This window comes from Microbulbifer sp. ABF4_148 (assembly GCF_056158985.1).
The window spans coordinates 3,727,240-3,742,405 of the sequence record NZ_JBSWUI010000001.1 but is presented as its reverse complement, the minus strand read 5'-3'; the positions used below and the strand labels follow the sequence as shown (position 1 = coordinate 3,742,405).

General features: G+C 59.5%; 12 protein-coding genes and 1 pseudogene. 8 read left to right on the top strand and 5 right to left on the bottom strand.

Features of this window, described 5'->3' with window-relative positions:
• Positions 1–2 precede the first annotated feature (2 nt).
• Positions 3–1,469 carry an Asp-tRNA(Asn)/Glu-tRNA(Gln) amidotransferase subunit GatA gene (gene gatA, locus ACXAD0_RS16515; RefSeq protein WP_475089741.1) on the bottom strand — a complete coding sequence of 489 codons (1,467 nt, stop codon included), beginning with the start codon at positions 1,467–1,469 and terminating at the stop codon, positions 3–5.
• A gap of 57 nt (positions 1,470–1,526) precedes the next feature.
• Entirely contained in the window at positions 1,527–1,814 is a 288-nt protein-coding gene (gene gatC, locus ACXAD0_RS16510; protein WP_475089740.1) for an Asp-tRNA(Asn)/Glu-tRNA(Gln) amidotransferase subunit GatC, read from the bottom strand.
• 435 nt (positions 1,815–2,249) lie between these two features.
• On the opposite strand from gatC, the gene ACXAD0_RS16505 reads away from it, so the two are divergent.
• The 8 genes from ACXAD0_RS16505 to ACXAD0_RS16470 all read left to right on the top strand — a co-directional run bounded on the left by ACXAD0_RS16505 (position 2,250) and on the right by ACXAD0_RS16470 (position 12,726).
• Entirely contained in the window at positions 2,250–3,290 is a 1,041-nt protein-coding gene (locus ACXAD0_RS16505) for a rod shape-determining protein (RefSeq protein WP_475089739.1), read from the top strand.
• Between the two features lie 107 nt (positions 3,291–3,397).
• Complete coding sequence (gene mreC / locus ACXAD0_RS16500) at positions 3,398–4,192, top strand: rod shape-determining protein MreC (RefSeq protein ID WP_475089738.1); 795 nt, start codon at positions 3,398–3,400, stop codon at positions 4,190–4,192.
• Entirely contained in the window at positions 4,170–4,658 is a 489-nt protein-coding gene (mreD, locus tag ACXAD0_RS16495; RefSeq protein WP_475089737.1) for a rod shape-determining protein MreD, read from the top strand. The genes mreC and mreD overlap by 23 nt, the downstream gene beginning before the upstream one ends.
• A gap of 187 nt (positions 4,659–4,845) precedes the next feature.
• Positions 4,846–5,454 (top strand): Maf family protein, encoded by a 609-nt coding sequence (locus ACXAD0_RS16490; protein ID WP_475089736.1) that lies wholly within the window; start codon positions 4,846–4,848, stop codon positions 5,452–5,454.
• The gene (gene rng / locus ACXAD0_RS16485; RefSeq protein WP_475089735.1) at positions 5,451–6,938 is read left to right on the top strand and encodes a ribonuclease G; all 1,488 of its coding nucleotides are present in this window, start codon (positions 5,451–5,453) and stop codon (positions 6,936–6,938) included. The genes ACXAD0_RS16490 and rng overlap by 4 nt, the downstream gene beginning before the upstream one ends.
• A 63-nt stretch (positions 6,939–7,001) precedes the next feature.
• Complete coding sequence (locus ACXAD0_RS16480) at positions 7,002–11,162, top strand: YhdP family protein (protein ID WP_475089734.1); 4,161 nt, start codon at positions 7,002–7,004, stop codon at positions 11,160–11,162.
• A 96-nt stretch (positions 11,163–11,258) separates the two neighbouring features.
• Positions 11,259–11,780 carry a peptide-methionine (R)-S-oxide reductase MsrB gene (gene msrB / locus ACXAD0_RS16475; RefSeq protein ID WP_475089733.1) on the top strand — a complete coding sequence of 174 codons (522 nt, stop codon included), beginning with the start codon at positions 11,259–11,261 and terminating at the stop codon, positions 11,778–11,780.
• A 103-nt stretch (positions 11,781–11,883) separates the two neighbouring features.
• Positions 11,884–12,726 carry a hypothetical protein gene (locus tag ACXAD0_RS16470; protein WP_475089732.1) on the top strand — a complete coding sequence of 281 codons (843 nt, stop codon included), beginning with the start codon at positions 11,884–11,886 and terminating at the stop codon, positions 12,724–12,726.
• Positions 12,727–12,796: 70 nt separating this feature from the next.
• Here the strand turns inward: ACXAD0_RS16470 and yjgA are convergent, their stop codons facing one another.
• The 3 genes and pseudogenes from yjgA to ACXAD0_RS16455 all read right to left on the bottom strand — a co-directional run bounded on the left by yjgA (position 12,797) and on the right by ACXAD0_RS16455 (position 15,122).
• Positions 12,797–13,327, bottom strand: a complete 531-nt coding sequence (gene yjgA, locus ACXAD0_RS16465) for a ribosome biogenesis factor YjgA (protein WP_475089731.1) — start codon at positions 13,325–13,327, stop codon at positions 12,797–12,799.
• Positions 13,328–13,383: 56 nt separating this feature from the next.
• Positions 13,384–14,726 (bottom strand): annotated as a pseudogene (mgtE, locus tag ACXAD0_RS16460) (magnesium transporter).
• Positions 14,727–14,852: 126 nt separating this feature from the next.
• On the bottom strand, positions 14,853–15,122 hold the full coding sequence (locus tag ACXAD0_RS16455; protein WP_475089730.1) for an HPr family phosphocarrier protein: 270 nt from the start codon (positions 15,120–15,122) through the stop codon (positions 14,853–14,855).
• Between the last annotated feature and the right edge of the window lie 44 nt (positions 15,123–15,166).

Here is a 15,166-nt window from a genome sequence, read left to right as displayed (position 1 = left end):
GATTATTCTCCCGCTCCATCAGTGGCCGGCGTGCAGGTCTGGTGCCAGTCGGTGGCCTGCTGGTATTGGTGCGCGACATTCAGCATGCGTGCTTCGTCGAGGTAATTGCCGATGATTTGCAGACCCACCGGCAACCCCTCGGCAGTACCGCATGGCATTGACATGCCGGGTAAACCAGCCAGGTTGACGGCGATGGTGTAAATGTCTTCGAGGTACATGGCCACCGGATCGGCCTGTTTCGCCCCCAGGGCGAAGGCGGGCGAGGGTGCGGTTGGCCCCATAATTACATCCACCTGTTCAAATGCCTGTACAAAGTCCTGTTTGATCAGACGGCGAACCTGCTGTGCCTTGTTGTAGTAGGCATCGTAATAACCGGCAGACAGTGCGTAGCTGCCCACCAGGATGCGACGCTTCACTTCCTCGCCAAACCCTTCTCCGCGGGAGCGCATATACAGGTCGCGCAAGTCGCTGGGGTTTTCGCAGCGATGGCCGTAGCGAACGCCATCAAACCGGGACAGGTTGGCTGAGGCTTCCGCGGGAGCGATCACGTAATAGGCGGGTACCGCAAGGTGGGTGTGGGGCAGGCTGATCTCTACCAGTTCCGCACCCAGCTTTTCATAGGTTTTCAGCGCATCCTGCACACGGGCCGCAGCCTCCGCGTTCAGACCTTCGCCAAAGTATTCCTTGGGGACACCGATCTTCAACCCGGCAATACTGTCGTTCAGGGTCGCAGTAAAATCTTCTACCGGGCGATTCAGGCTGGTGGAATCCCGGTGGTCGTGGCCGGCCATGACATTCAGCAGCAGCGCAACATCTTCTGCGGTACGCGCGATGGGACCGCCCTGATCGAGGCTGGAGGCAAACGCAATCATGCCCCAGCGAGATACCCGCCCATACGTGGGTTTCAGGCCCGTGGTATTGGTCAGGGCCGCAGGTTGGCGGATAGAGCCGCCTGTATCGGTTGCGGTTGCACCCGGTGCCAGTCGGGCTGCCACTGCGGCAGCCGAGCCGCCAGACGAGCCGCCCGGGACGCGGGCGGTGTCCCACGGGTTCCGCACGGGGCCGTAATAGCTGCTTTCATTGGATGAGCCCATGGCGAACTCGTCCATATTCGTTTTGCCCAGGGAAACGGCGCCGGCAGTGTTAAATTGCGTCACCACGTGCGCGTCGTATGGGGGGATGAAATTGTCGAGCATCTTCGATCCGCAACTGGTCTTGATGCCGTTGGTGCAAAAGATGTCCTTGTGCGCGATCGGTACACCACACAACGCGGGGGCGTCGCCTTGCGCCAGCCGGCGATCGGCCTCGGCGGCTGCAGTAAGGGCCTGCTCGTCGGTGACGCTGATAAAGCTGTTGTATTGGCTGTCGAGGCGATGAATGCGCTCGAGGAAATGGCCGGTAATCTCCGTGCTGGAGAACGTCCGTTCACGCAAGCCGCGAATGATTTCGGCAATGGTTAAATCGTGCATAGCTAACCCGATAGTCTATTTTGGGGCGGCGAAACTTGGGGGTGATCCCGCGGTGAGTCAGTCGATGACCTTGGGCACCAGGTACAAACCTTCCTCGGTTTGTGGGGCAAGGGCCTGGAAAGCCTCGCGCTGATCGCTTTCGGTCACCGCGTCTGCACGCAGCACCTGTACCTCATCCAGCGGGTGCGCCATCGGGGGCACACCGTCGGTATTGACCGCTTGCAGCTGGTCTACCAGCTGTAGGACTTCACCCAGGCTCTGGCTGACTTCGTCGATCGTTTCCTGGGAAATGGCGATGCGGGCCAGCTCCGCCAGCTTTTCTACCGTCTGCGCATCCACTGCCATGACAATTGTGGCTCCAGCTATTTAGAAGGGATTGATGTCTCTTTATCACGCTCCGAACCGGGAGTCTGGCTCGGGGGGTATAGAAGGCGGACAAATTTAGCACGAAAGGCGGAAATTCTCACGAATCCGTTGCCGACATTGCGCGAGGAAGCTTGAATCCCTTGCTGGCTGCTGGATCAACCGTCTTTATTTAACCTTGCCCTGACACCCCGCCATTGTTAGAGTTTGCCGATTCTGTACGCGGAGTGTACGGCGCCACCTGTCTGAGGTGCCTCCGCAGTGGGGAAGGTTATACCCGCTGAGTAAGATTGTTGAAAAGTGCGCCGGGTAGCTCAGAAATTCCGTTGCGGGTCCGATAGGCTTGGTTGCCAACAAAGGGGCCCGGCTGGCTTGCCTGCTTGGGTGGGCCACAGCATTACAAGGTAACCATATTCGATGTTTGGATTGAAAAAATTACGCGGCGTTTTCTCCAGCGATCTGTCGATTGACCTGGGAACGGCCAACACCCTGATCTACGTCCGCGATCGCGGCATCGTGCTGGACGAGCCTTCCGTGGTCGCTATTCGCCATTACAACGGCCAGAAGATTGTTGAGGCGGTAGGGGTCGAGGCAAAGCGTATGCTGGGCCGTACCCCCGGTAACATTACTGCGATTCGCCCACTGAAAGATGGCGTCATTGCCGACTTTCAGGTCACAGAGAAGATGCTGCAGCATTTCATCAAGAAGGTCCACGAGCACAGCTGGATGCGTCCGAGCCCGCGGGTTCTGGTTTGTGTCCCCTGCCAATCCACCGAGGTTGAGCGTCGCGCCATCCGCGAATCCGCGATGGGCGCAGGTGCCCGGGAAGTCTGGTTGATCGAAGAACCGATGGCAGCGGCCATCGGCGCGGGGCTCAAGGTTGAAGAAGCCAGTGGTTCTATGGTGGTGGATATCGGTGGTGGCACGACCGAGATTGCCATTATCTCGTTGAACGGGGTGGTGTACTCCGACTCGGTGCGTATCGGCGGCGACCGCTTTGACGAGGCGATCGTTAATTATGTGCGCCGTAACTACGGTAGCGTGATTGGTGATGCCACTGCCGAGCGTATCAAAGAAGAAATCGGCTGCGCCTATGCCGGCAGTGAAGTGCGGGAAATCGATGTGCGCGGTCGCAACCTGGCCGAAGGGGTACCCCGCAGTTTTACCCTGAACTCCGACGAAATTCTGGAGGCCCTGCAGGAACCCCTGACTGGCATTGTGCAGGCGGTAAAGAGTGCGCTGGAACAGTCTCCGCCTGAACTGGCCTCGGATATCGCCGAGCGCGGCATGGTGCTCACCGGAGGTGGTGCCCTGTTGCGTGATCTTGACCGTCTGCTGATGGAAGAATCCGGGCTGCCGGTGATCGTCGCCGATGATCCGCTGACCTGCGTTGCCCGTGGCGGCGGTAAAGCTCTGGATATGATGGACAAGAGTCGTCTGTATCTCGTCTCCAGCTGATCCTCCCAGGGCTCAGAAGTACCGATAAGAAAAACCAGGCCAGTTAGTGGGGGTCGCCCGTCAAACCGCTATTCACTCGTGGCCCGTCGCCCGAATCCCGCATTTTGGTGCTGGGCTTACTGGCGGCGGTGCTGATCGCTATCAGTCTCTACACCGATTGGCTGCAACCTCTGCGCGAGCGCGCGTCGGCGCTGGTCACCCCGTTCTATTGGCTGACCGGTACGCCGGAGCGGGTGGGTGACTGGGCGGATGAGAATTTTCGCTCGCGCGAGGAGCTACTCGAAGAAAACAGCCGGCTGAAGCGGCAGGTACTCCTGCTGGAACAGCGCAGCCAGCTGCTGGCTGCCGTGAAGGCGGAAAATACCCAGCTGAAAGAGCTGATGAATTCAGCCGACAACCTCGATGAGCGGGTCCTGGTGGCCCAGGTTATTGGCGTCTCTCCTGATCCCCTGCAACATATCCTGTTAATCGATAAGGGTCGCGATGATGGTGTGGTGCCCGGCACGCCGATCATGGATGCCAGCGGTCTACTCGGGCAGGTGATCGAGGCTGGCGACAGTTCCAGCCGTGTCCTGTTGATCACCGATTCGAGTCATGCGCTGCCGGTGCAGGTCCTGCGGAACAGCGTGCGCGCGGTGGCCGAGGGCACCGGTGACCTCTATCGGCTCAAACTGCGCCATCTTGCCAATACCAGTGATATCCGTGAGGGCGATCTTTTATTGAGCTCGGGCCTTGGGGGGCGTTTCCCCGCAGGATACCCGGTGGGCGAGGTGATTTCCGTGCATCGCGATCCGGGACAGGCTTTTGCGGAGGCCGATGTGCAGCCACGGGGGCTGATGAATCGCAGTCGCTTCGTGCTCGCGGTGATCGCGGAAGGGGATGACACCGTTGGAACCCCATAATCGCTGGTTCATCGCCCTCACCCTGGTGGTGGCGCTTATGCTGGCGGTGATGCCGCTGCCGCACCTGTGGCTGTGGTTCCGCCCGGCCTTTGTCGCCCTGATGGTCATTTTCTGGATTAACCGGATGCCTCAGCATCTGGGCGTCGGTTTTGCGTGGCTGGTGGGGCTTGTTGAGGATCTCGTGGTTGGCGCGCCGCTGGGAACCCACGCGCTGGCGCTCGCCGTGGTGGCCTACTTCTGCCTGCTGACCTACCAGAGAACGCGGGCCTTTAATCCCGCGCAGCGACTCATGTGGGTATTTATCCTCATTGGTATTCATCAGGTTGTAGGGAACTGGGTGCACGGTTTGGCCGGCAAGCCCGTACCTGGCCTGACATTTCTCTGGCCGGCTCTGACCAGCGCCCTGGTCTGGCCCTGGGTGGCTCCCTGGCTGGATCGCACGGCGGTGAGGCTGCAGGTGCATTGAACGGTTATCCACAGCGGCCTGTCGGGGCGTCTCGCCGGTCAGGTGACTTGGGCGTCCTCTCTGGTCAGTGAGCGTAAAAAAGAAGAAAATTCGTGTTTTATGACTGGCGTCTGATCAATTTTCAACCAGTCGCGGTATACTGCGCTTTTCGCCAGACCCCACTTAACCCGCAAGAATAACGAGAGCCGTGCGACCCCAACTAACCTCGTCACGCCTGCTGCTCGCTTCCGGCTCACCCCGCCGGGCGGAGCTGCTAACTCAGCTCGGAGTGCGCTTCCGACAGGCTCCCACTGATGTGGAGGAGTTGTTGCGTCCTGCAGAAGCCCCGACGGAGTACGTATCACGCCTTGCGGACAGCAAAGCCCAGGCCGGTCTGGCGCTGTTTCCTGAGACCAGCTGGTCGCTGGGTGCCGATACCGTGGTGGTGGCCGCGGACCGGATTCTGGAGAAGCCTGCGGATTTTGCCGAGTTCTCCGAGATGATGCACTTGCTCTCCGGTGCGCAGCATTCTGTCTATACCGCGATCTGTCTTTGTGGCAACGCGCGACGATTCTCTGCGGTTGTCGAAACCCGGGTGCGCTTTCGGACTCTCAGTGATGGGATGATCGCGCGCTACTGGGAGACCGGAGAGCCCTGTGACAAAGCCGGAGGTTACGGCATTCAGGGTTTGGGCGCGGCCCTCGTGGTCTCTGTCGATGGCAGTTATACCAATGTGGTCGGCTTGCCGCTGGAGGCGCTGGTGCCCATGCTCGAAACCGCGGAAATTCCCTATTGGCTCGCAGGAGGCGATGCGTGAGCGAAGAATTATTGATCAACGTGGCTCCCACCGAAACCCGGGTGGCTCTGGTTGAAAATGGTGTATTGCAGGAAGTCTACCTGGAGCGCAGTGCCCGGCGCGGTATCGTTGGCAATATTTACAAGGGAAAAGTCGTCCGCGTGCTGCCCGGCATGCAGGCGGCATTTGTGGATATTGGGCTGGAGCGAGCCGGATTTATCCACGCATCAGATATTGCGCCGCTCGATGAGGATGGCATGGAGGCGCGCGAGGCAGAAGTAGCAGATATTCGCGCCCTGGTCCGGGAGGGGCAGTCGCTCGTGGTGCAAGTGGTGAAAGACCCGATCAGCAGTAAGGGCGCCCGGCTCACGACCCATCTCTCGGTATCCGCTCGCTATCTGGTTTATATGCCCCAGACCCGCCACATCGGCGTGTCCAACCGGATCGAAGATGAGGGGGAGCGCGAGCGCCTGCGCGAGTTAGTGGAGCAGGCGGCCGCGAAGTTGGCCGATGAAGGGCAGTCCGGAGACGGCGGATTTATTCTGCGGACCGTCGCCGAGGGTGGCAGCGAAGAAGAGCTGTTACGGGATATCCCGTTTCTATACAAACTCTGGGGTGAGCTGGAGCAGCGCATCCGTACGCGGCCGGTCCCTTCCGTTGTCTATGAGGATCTGCCCCTATTTATGCGTGCGCTGCGGGATCTCGCCAGGCCGCATACGGAAAAAATACGTATCGACTCGCGCGAAGCGCATGGTCGGGCGGCGGAATTTGCCGGCAAATATGCGCCGGAAATCGCCGGCCGCCTGGAACACTATCCGGGCGAACGACCCCTGTTTGATCTGTACGGGGTAGAGGAAGAGATTCGCAAGGCGCTGGAGAACAAAGTGACCCTGAAATCGGGTGGCTATCTGCTGGTCGAGCAGACCGAGGCGATGAGCACCATTGATGTGAACACCGGGGCATTTGTCGGTCATCGCAATCTGGAAGAAACGATTTTCAAGACCAATCTGGAGGCGGCGACGGCCATTGCGCGTCAACTGCGTCTGCGCAACCTCGGCGGGATCATCATCATCGACTTTATCGACATGAAGGATCCTGAGCACCAGCGCCAGGTGCTGCGTACTTTGGAAAAGGCCCTTGAGCGCGACCATGCCAAGAGCAGTATTACCGGTGTTTCCGAGCTTGGCCTGGTGGAAATGACCAGAAAGCGCACCCGGGAGTCCCTCGGACAGATCCTGTGTGAACCCTGTCCAGTGTGCAGTGGGCGCGGCACCCTGAAGAGTGCGGAAACGGTCTGCTTTGAAGTGTTCCGCGAAATTATTCGTGAGGCCCGGGCCTACGACAGCGAGAAAATCATGGTGCTCGCCAGTCAGGTCGTGATTGACTTGCTACTGGACGAGGAATCAGCCAACGTAGCGGACTTGGAAGAGTTTGTCGGGCGTCCCATCCAGTTTCAGGTGGAGCCTATCTATAACCAGGAGCAGTACGACATTGTTCTGGTGTGAGTTACCCATGAGCAGCTTGCGGTCCGTCGCGCCCCGGCGGCCAGTTCCCGGAGGAATTGGCTGATGCTGTGGTTGCGCTGGCTTGCGCGTAAATTCTGGCTGCTCGCGGTAACACTGGTGATTGCGCTCGCGATCCTGGTGCAGACTGGCCGAATGTTGTCTCCGCAAGTCGAACGCTACCGGCCGCAGATCGCTGCCTGGTTGTCCGCCCAGCTGGGTGCACCGGTGGAGATGGACGGGATATCCCTGCGCTGGCAAGCGCTGGAAGTGGCGCTGCAGCTCGACGGCGTGCGGCTCGGCGACCAGGGGCAGGCCAGTATGGGCTATGGGCTGTTCCACCTGGACTTGCTTGCCAGTCTCTGGCATCGCGAGCTGGTATGGAAAAACCTGCAGGTGGATGGCTTTCAGGCCCAGCTGTCCCGCAGTGCAGAGGGGCACTGGCGAATCGAAGGATTTCCGGTAGCGAAAGATGTCGCGGGCACCGCCGCCTCTCCGGTGAGCCTGAATGACCCGGCACGTATCTTCCTGCTCGGTCCAAAAGTCCAGGTACGCAACGCCAATATCACACTGAGCCTTGCCGGCGGCCAGCAGGCGCAAGTGACCCTGCCGCAAATCCTGCTCGAAAACAGTGGCGACTTCCATCGCCTGAGTGCGCGGGCCTTTATTGCAAGTCCCGGAGAGGAGCCTTCCCTTCGCGCTAACTCGGAAACCTTGCGCTTGATACTCGAGGGAAAGGGCGATCCGCGCGACCGGGAAAACTTCTCCCTGTCCGGATACCTGCAGCTGAGCGAATTGCTGGTTGCCGAAGACACCGTCGCACTGATTCACCAGTTAACCCCTTTGCCGGACCGGTACCACTGGTTAGGACGTAAACTCGCGCGAGGCAGCCTCTGGCTGGATAGTGACAGCGAGCAGGGATATCAGCTGCGCGGACACCTCAATCTGGCCCACGTCGAGTCAGCGCCAGAGTCGGAATCGACCGAGGTGGCTGCGGCGGAGAATACCGAGGTCCCTGCTGCGGCAGGGGAGCAGCAGGGAGAGGCGCTCGAGCCCTTGCAAGCGCTTGCCGGCGATATCTCCGGACACTGGCTGCCCGGCGGAGATTGGCGGCTGACGCTACAGGATATCTATTTCCACTGGCGTGACCTGCCGATGCCCCCCCTGAATATCCAGGCCAGTGGCAGTCCTACAGAAGGGGTGTCACTGGCGGTTGATCGGTTTGATCTCGGGGTGTGGGGGCAGGTCGTGGGTCGGATGGATTTGTTGCCCGGTAAAGCGGCTACGTGGCTGTCCGCACTGCAGCCCACCGGTGAACTGCAAAACATTCGTTTTCGACGTGACGGCGCGGGCGTGGTCGGTTTGTCGGCCAATTTGCACAATGTTCAGGCGCAAGCGCATCGCGGTGCGCCGGCGGTCTCCGCGCTCGACGGATTTCTTCGAGTGAAGGGCGGCAACGGTGAGGTCCAGCTGGACGCGGGCGAAGGGTTCGCGATGCACTTCCCCAAGCTGTATCAGGCTCCTTTTACGTTCAGCCAGGGGCGTGGCACCGTCGCCTGGGCCGTCGATCGCACGGCCAATTCGGTACAGGTTTTTTCAGGGCCACTTGATCTCGACGGCCATCTGGGTGGGCTGCGCGGCCAGTTTCTGCTGGAGTTGCCATTTGTGGCCCACAGTCGCCCGGCGGCGCTGACATTGTCGATGGGGCTGCGGGATGCGCCCGTCTCGGTTCAGTCGAGTCTGGTACCAACGACCGTGAGTGATCAATTGCGGGAGTGGCTTGGACGAAGCCTCGGTACGCGCAATCCCGGGCAAGTCAAAGCAGCCGGTTTTGTGTATCGGGGCTACAGCTATCGTGATGGAAAAGATCCCGCGCTACTGGCGCTGGGCGGTAATCCTCATCGTCAAACCGTACAGCTCGCCATCGATCTGGAACAGGGGCGGCTCGATTATGCCGCTGACTGGCCGCTGGCCGAGCAGCTCGATGCGCGCCTGCTGGTCAGCGATCGACACGTGAAGGTGACGGCGGAGCATGCGCGCCTGTGGAATATTGATGCGAGTGACTTATTGGTAACCGTCACACCGGATGTTTCCGGGGTGGGCACCCTGCTCGGCGTCGAAGCCGCTCTGGCGGGCCCGGCCGCTGACGGGCTACGCCTGCTGCGCACGTCTCCGTTACGCAAGCAGCTGGGATCCGCCTTTGATGACTGGACGCTAACCGGGGATCTCGACGGCTCAATGGCGCTGTCGATGCCACTGGGAGGTTCTCCGCAAACACCGCATCAACGTGTGGACCTGAACCTCGCCAATGCGCATCTGCAAATGGCGCAAGCCAAGCTGGAATTCGACCACTTGGGGGGCCGGGTGCTGTTTGACAGTGAAACAGGCCTGACGGGCAGTCGGTTCGTCGGAAAGCTCTGGGACAAACCGCTGCAGGCGGAGTTGCAACACCTGGGGCAGGGCGAGTTGCGTGATACCCAGGTGGTGATCCGGGGAGAGAGTACCGCCGCTGCAGTGGGACGCTGGAGCGAACGTCCCGAATTGCAGTGGCTGCACGGTGCATTTAACTACCAGGCGCTGGTGACGATTCCCGCCAAGGCGAAGGATATGCCCTACGCCGCGGTATTGGAGTTGAAGTCAGATCTGGTGGGGGTGCAGGTCACTTTGCCGTCGCCGTTGGGTAAAGCGACGGATGAGGCTGAGAACTTTGTGCTGAGGGTGCCGATTGGAAAGGATGGTGCCCTCTACCACCTTGATTATGGCGAGCACTTGAGTGCGCGCTTCTGGAAGTCCGGAGATACCGTAGAGCGTGGAGCGATTGCCCTCAATGCGGAACCGGCGTTGCCTGATGAGCGCGGCATTGCGGTGACCGGCGATCTGTCGAGCGTGGACTTTGATCAGTGGCGAGAAAAGCTCGAGATTTACTCCACTTCTGCGGAAGGCACCGATAGCGGGGCGAGTAGCGACCAAAACCCAATGCCGATTTTACTCGACCTCAGCACGGATCGGTTGGTGCTGGGCGAGTTTGAAATCGAGCATATTGATGTGAACGGTCGGGGGCTGGGTGCAGAGTGGCAGCTGGTTTTTGACAGCGAGGTGGCAGCCGGCACGCTTGATGGTGTGTTAAATGCAGAAACCCCGATGCAGCTGAATCTCGCGCATCTGCGCCTGCCCGCGGCCGCGGCGAATGACGAAGGGGAGAATCAAGACGCTGCAGAAGCGGCGGAAGTGGATGCCGAGACGGGGGCTGATCCCCTGGCGGGCTTTGATTTTTCCGAGCTGCCGCTGGTGGATTTTTCTGCGGAAAGCGTCCAGCTTGGTGATGAATCCCTCGGGCGCTGGTCATTCCGTTTGCGACCCTCTGCGACGCGACTGGTGGTGAGTGATATCCGCGGTGCGTTCCGCGGGGTTGCGATTGAAGGGCGGGGTACGGGCGAAGGCCGGCTCGGAGCCCAGTTGATGTGGATTCGTGGTGAGGATGGCGAGGAGTCGTCGCAGTTTATCGGACGATTGGAATCCACCGATCTGGCGGATGTCCAGCGTGCCTGGGGGCAAGAGCCGGCAATTGAAAGCCGCTACGCAAGCTTTGATACCGCGTTGCGCTGGCAGGGCTCTCCCGCGTCGATGGCCGCGGAAAAACTGGCCGGTGAAATTGAAATTGATGTGCGCAACGGTCGCTTCTTGCGCGCGAGCGATAATGCCGGTTCGGCACTCCTGCGCCTCCTCTCCCTGTTCAATTTTGACACCTGGGCACGTCGCTTGCGCTTGGATTTCTCTGACTTGTACCAGAGTGGCATGGCCTTCGATAACGTGCGCGGGGAAGTAGTATTTGAAGGGGACGGCAATCTTCTGATCGCGGTACCCATTCAGGTAGAAGGCCCGACCAGCGAACTGCAGATGGCTGGGCGAGTGAATCTCAAACGGGAGGATCTCAACCTGACGCTGGTGGCGACTCTGCCGGTGGGGAATAACCTCGCCCTGATCGCAGCCGTCGCCGGTGGTCTGCCCGCGGCAGCGGGCGTATACATCATCAGTAAAGCGTTTAAAAAACAGGTCAATCGAGTTGCCAGCGTCAGCTACCGCATCAAAGGAGGCTGGAGCGAACCCGAGATGCGTTTCGACAAGCTGTTTGACGGGCAGGGCGCGGAGCGAGAGGGCAATGAGGCGGAGCAGCAAGGGCAACTGGAAAGAAATTTGGCCCAGGGAGCGGGAACCTTATCACCTTGAGCGTCTTCACCAGAGCGGTGAAGGGGAATTCTTTACTACAGCAGGCTGTCTAAGATTTTGCGGACAGGGTTTTTAGCTAAGTGCGAGGGGGTGGTTGTGAGAAGCAAGCTGATCGCGGTAATGGTGGCGGTGCTGGCATTGCCTGCCTGTATCGAAGCGGACGGGCCGGGCGCAAACACGATGTCCGAGACGGAGGCTCGTGCCATCATCCAGTCTGGGAAAAGCCTCGAGACCATTCCAAAGTCGGTATGGAAGCAGATACTGTCTCCTCAGCAATATGAAGTTCTGTGGGAGAAAGATACCGAGCGGGCGTTTACTGGCAAATGGCTGGATAACAAGGCTCAGGGGACGTATGTGACCGCTGGATGCCGCTTGCCGGTATTCAGCTCGGAACACAAGTACAAGTCGGGTACCGGCTGGCCCAGTTTCTGGGAAGTCGCTCATCCGGAAAATGTGGTGCTCAAAGAGGACTTCAGTTGGGGCATGCGCCGGACAGAAGTCCTGTCGCGGTGCGGGGAGCATCTGGGCCACGTATTCAAAGACGGGCCCGCGCCGACCGGATTGCGCTACTGCCTGAATTCACTGGCTCTGGACTTTGTGCCGAAAGCCGCAGAGTAGACCCGTGGGTCTTGAAAAAATTGAATAATTATTCAATATTTGCCCCTGGCGCGGCGCATTAGCTGTCGTCTTGAAGAAAAACAAGAACCAGAGGTCTGGAGATATGTCCGACGTGGCTGCCGTTAGCTTGCCTGACAACCGCTATTTGCTTTTCCGCGTGTTCAAGTACACGGTGTACTTGCTGCTCGCCTATAACGTTTACGCATTTTTTGTAGAGAATCATGCGGCTGCCGGGGCTATCTTTGCGGACGGTATCCAGCTTGGCCGTATCATCGAGGCCTATAACGACTCCATCGATACCCTGGCATGGGTATTGTTGCTTCTGGTTTTCGAGCTGGAGACCTATGTCCTGGACGACGAGCGCATTCGCGGCTGGGTCAAATGGGCGCTAAACGGCGTCTCTGCATTTTGCTACCTCGTGATTGCCTATTCGGTGTATGGGTATATTGCCGAAATGCTGTACCTCACCGACCTCGCCCCGGTCGCCCAGTCTGCCTGTGACCTGGCAGCAAGCGGCGGCTGGCAACTTGCGCTTGGTCAGGACGATTATGTCGCGCTAACGGCACAGAATTGTGCTGAGCTGGGCTCTGACGGCCTCAAGTTATCCGATGTCCAGATTATTGGTAGTGCAGAGACCTGGGGTGAAATTAAATGGCTGGCCTGGACGGACGTGATCAATGCCAGTGCCTGGTTGCTGGTCGTTGCAATTCTGGCATTTGATGTCTGGTTACAGTTGCGCCATGAATTGTCTGGTGCGGTCATGCGCTACTCCCAGATGATCAAGGCGGTACTGTATTTCACCTTGTTGTTGTGTGCGGTTTACTGGGGCATCAATGGCAGCTTCCTGGATTTCTGGGATGCCTTCCTGTGGCTGGTGGCTTTCTTCTTTATCGAAATGAACCTGTTCCAGTGGCAGGCGGAAACCAGCGCGCAGGCGCACGACTAGCGCCGCCGGCGTGACTCAATAAAAAAGGAGAGCAAGTGCTCTCCTTTTTTGTATCTGCAAGTCTCGGGGCTTAGCTCTCTTCGGCATCCACCATGAAGAAGTCCCTGAGAAAGCGGAACAGCTTGCGTTGGTGCGTGGGCGGCTTTCCGCGCTCGATCTCCCGGCAGGCATCGCGTACCAGCTGACGCAGTTGCTGGTGATCGGCGCCCGGATAGCGATCAAAGAACTCGCTCTGCGCTTGTTTGCCGCCCTCCAACAGTCGGGTCCGCCACTCTTCCGCCATGCGGTCGAAACGCAGATGCTGCTGATCCCGATCCTTGAAGCGCGCCAGGACCGTTGAGATTGCTTCGGCATCGGCGCCGCGCATCAACTTGCCGATATACTGCATTTGTCTGCGGCGCGCTTCGTTGGATTTGATGCGGTGCAGCGTATCGATGGCTTCGCGCATGTCATCATCCAGCGGTACTTCTCCCAGCTGCGCCTTACTCAGCAGGGTCAGCTGCTTTCCCAGCTCCTGCAGCTCGTGCATTTCCTGCTTAATCTGGGTTTTGCTCTTCGGCTCTTCCCCATCAAATTCGTCAAATTCTTCGTGATCTTGCATAACTTCTTTCATTGTTAGCCAACAGGCTTGGTAAGGCCGCCCTTGCTGTTCAACCGCTACGCGTAGAACAGGGTGGCGAGCCCGAGGAAGGAGAAAAACCCGACCACGTCCGTGACTGTGGTCAAGGCGACGCCTCCGGCCAGGGCGGGATCGATGCGCATTGCCCGCAGGACTACCGGCAGTATGGCACCGGCTGCCGCGGCCGTGATGAGGTTAATGATCATGGCCGCCACGATAATCAGTGCGATACGCGTATCGCCGAACCAGAGTGCGGCAATCGCCCCCATGACGCTGGCCCACAACAGCGCGTTGAGCGCGCCCGCGCCGAGTTCTCGATTGAGCAGCCAGTTCAGGTTGCTGCGTCCAATTTGCCCAAGGGCCATGCCCCGAATGACCACCGTCAGGGTCTGGCTGCCGGCCACGCCGCCCATGCTTGCGACGATTGGCATCAGCACCGCCAGCGCCACGACGCGGTCGATGGTGTCCTGAAACAGGTTGATGACGGCTGACGCCAGTAGCGCCGTGAGCAGGTTGATACCCAGCCAGATAGCGCGGCGCGGCACGGTGCGGCGCACTGTCGCAAAGGTGTCTTCCTCTTCATCGAGGCCGGCGAGGCTCATCAGGGAATGATCGGCGTCCTCGCGGATCACGTCCACGACGTCATCGATGGTGATGCGGCCGAGCAGGTGGTTGTGTTCGTCGACAACCGGTGCGCTGACCCAGTCGTACTTGGTAAACAGCCGCGCGACATCGGTGTCCGGGAAATCCGCCGGAATCGGATCCACATCGGTGCTCATGATTTCACGGACCGTCGTCGACGGGTCAGATGTCAGCAGGCGCGACAGCGGCAGCAGGCCGATATACTGGTCCCGACGGTTGACGACAAACAGGTTGTCGGTGGAGGGGGGAGCTGATCGTGGCGGCGCAAATAGCGCAGCACCACGTCGAGGGTCAGGTCCGGCCGCACGGAAATCGTATCCGTGTCCATCAGGCCGCCGGCGGTCTCTTCATCGTACGCGAGCACGCTCTCGACGCGCTGTCGATCTGCCTCGCTCATCGCCGACAGGACTTCTGACATGACGCGTCCGGGCAGCTGCTGGAGGATGTCGGCGACGTCGTCTGCGTCCAGCCCCTCCATGACAGTCACCATTTCTTCGGTGTCCATCATTTCCAGAATTTGCGACTGCACGTCGTCGGACAACTCTTGGAGTACCTCGCCTTCCGACTCGAGATCGATGAGTTTCCAGAGTACCTGGCGGATATGTGGCGGGCAGCTCTCCAGCAGCTGGGCAATGCTCTGCGGTGACAGAGTGCTCAGCATGCGGCGCACGTCGCGACCCGTGCCGCTATCTAGGGCGGCAAACAGCTCCTTGAGGCGATTCTGGGCGCGGAATTCGATTTCTGCCGTGGGTGTGCTGGACAAGATGTTTCCCCGACTGCGCGACTGGAACGGGCGTTGCTGCCCTAGATTGGGGAGGGATTTTATGACTTCCGAGACGGCACCGCCATAGTGAGGCGGCGCGAATTATTCTGCCTCGCCGAAGCGGTCAGCGACCAGCGCACAGATCGCCTCCACCGCTGCATCTTCATCATTGCCTGCGGCTTCGACTTCGAGGTCGGAGCCTTTGCCTGCGGCGAGCAGCATCAGAGCCATCACACTCTTTCCATCCACGGCCTTGCCCTGGCAATGCACGGTAATCTCCGCAGAGAAACGTGCGGATGTCTGGGCAAACTTGCTCGCCGCACGTGCGTGCAGGCCCAGCTTGTTGATGATGGTTAGACGGCTTTTCTGCATAGTTGGCGATCCTGCGTGGGCGCAGCCTGGTGGGTTGTCGACCA

Coding starts and splice junctions, on each gene's coding strand:
- gatA (WP_475089741.1), bottom strand. CDS start 1,469: ATGCACGATTTAACCATTGCCGAAATCATTCGCGGCTTGCGTGAACGG.
- ACXAD0_RS16505 (WP_475089739.1), top strand. CDS start 2,250: ATGTTTGGATTGAAAAAATTACGCGGCGTTTTCTCCAGCGATCTGTCG.
- mreD (WP_475089737.1), top strand. CDS start 4,170: ATGACACCGTTGGAACCCCATAATCGCTGGTTCATCGCCCTCACCCTG.
- yjgA (WP_475089731.1), bottom strand. CDS start 13,327: ATGCAAGATCACGAAGAATTTGACGAATTTGATGGGGAAGAGCCGAAG.
- ACXAD0_RS16480 (WP_475089734.1), top strand. CDS start 7,002: ATGCTGTGGTTGCGCTGGCTTGCGCGTAAATTCTGGCTGCTCGCGGTA.
- ACXAD0_RS16470 (WP_475089732.1), top strand. CDS start 11,884: ATGTCCGACGTGGCTGCCGTTAGCTTGCCTGACAACCGCTATTTGCTT.
- ACXAD0_RS16455 (WP_475089730.1), bottom strand. CDS start 15,122: ATGCAGAAAAGCCGTCTAACCATCATCAACAAGCTGGGCCTGCACGCA.
- gatC (WP_475089740.1), bottom strand. CDS start 1,814: ATGGCAGTGGATGCGCAGACGGTAGAAAAGCTGGCGGAGCTGGCCCGC.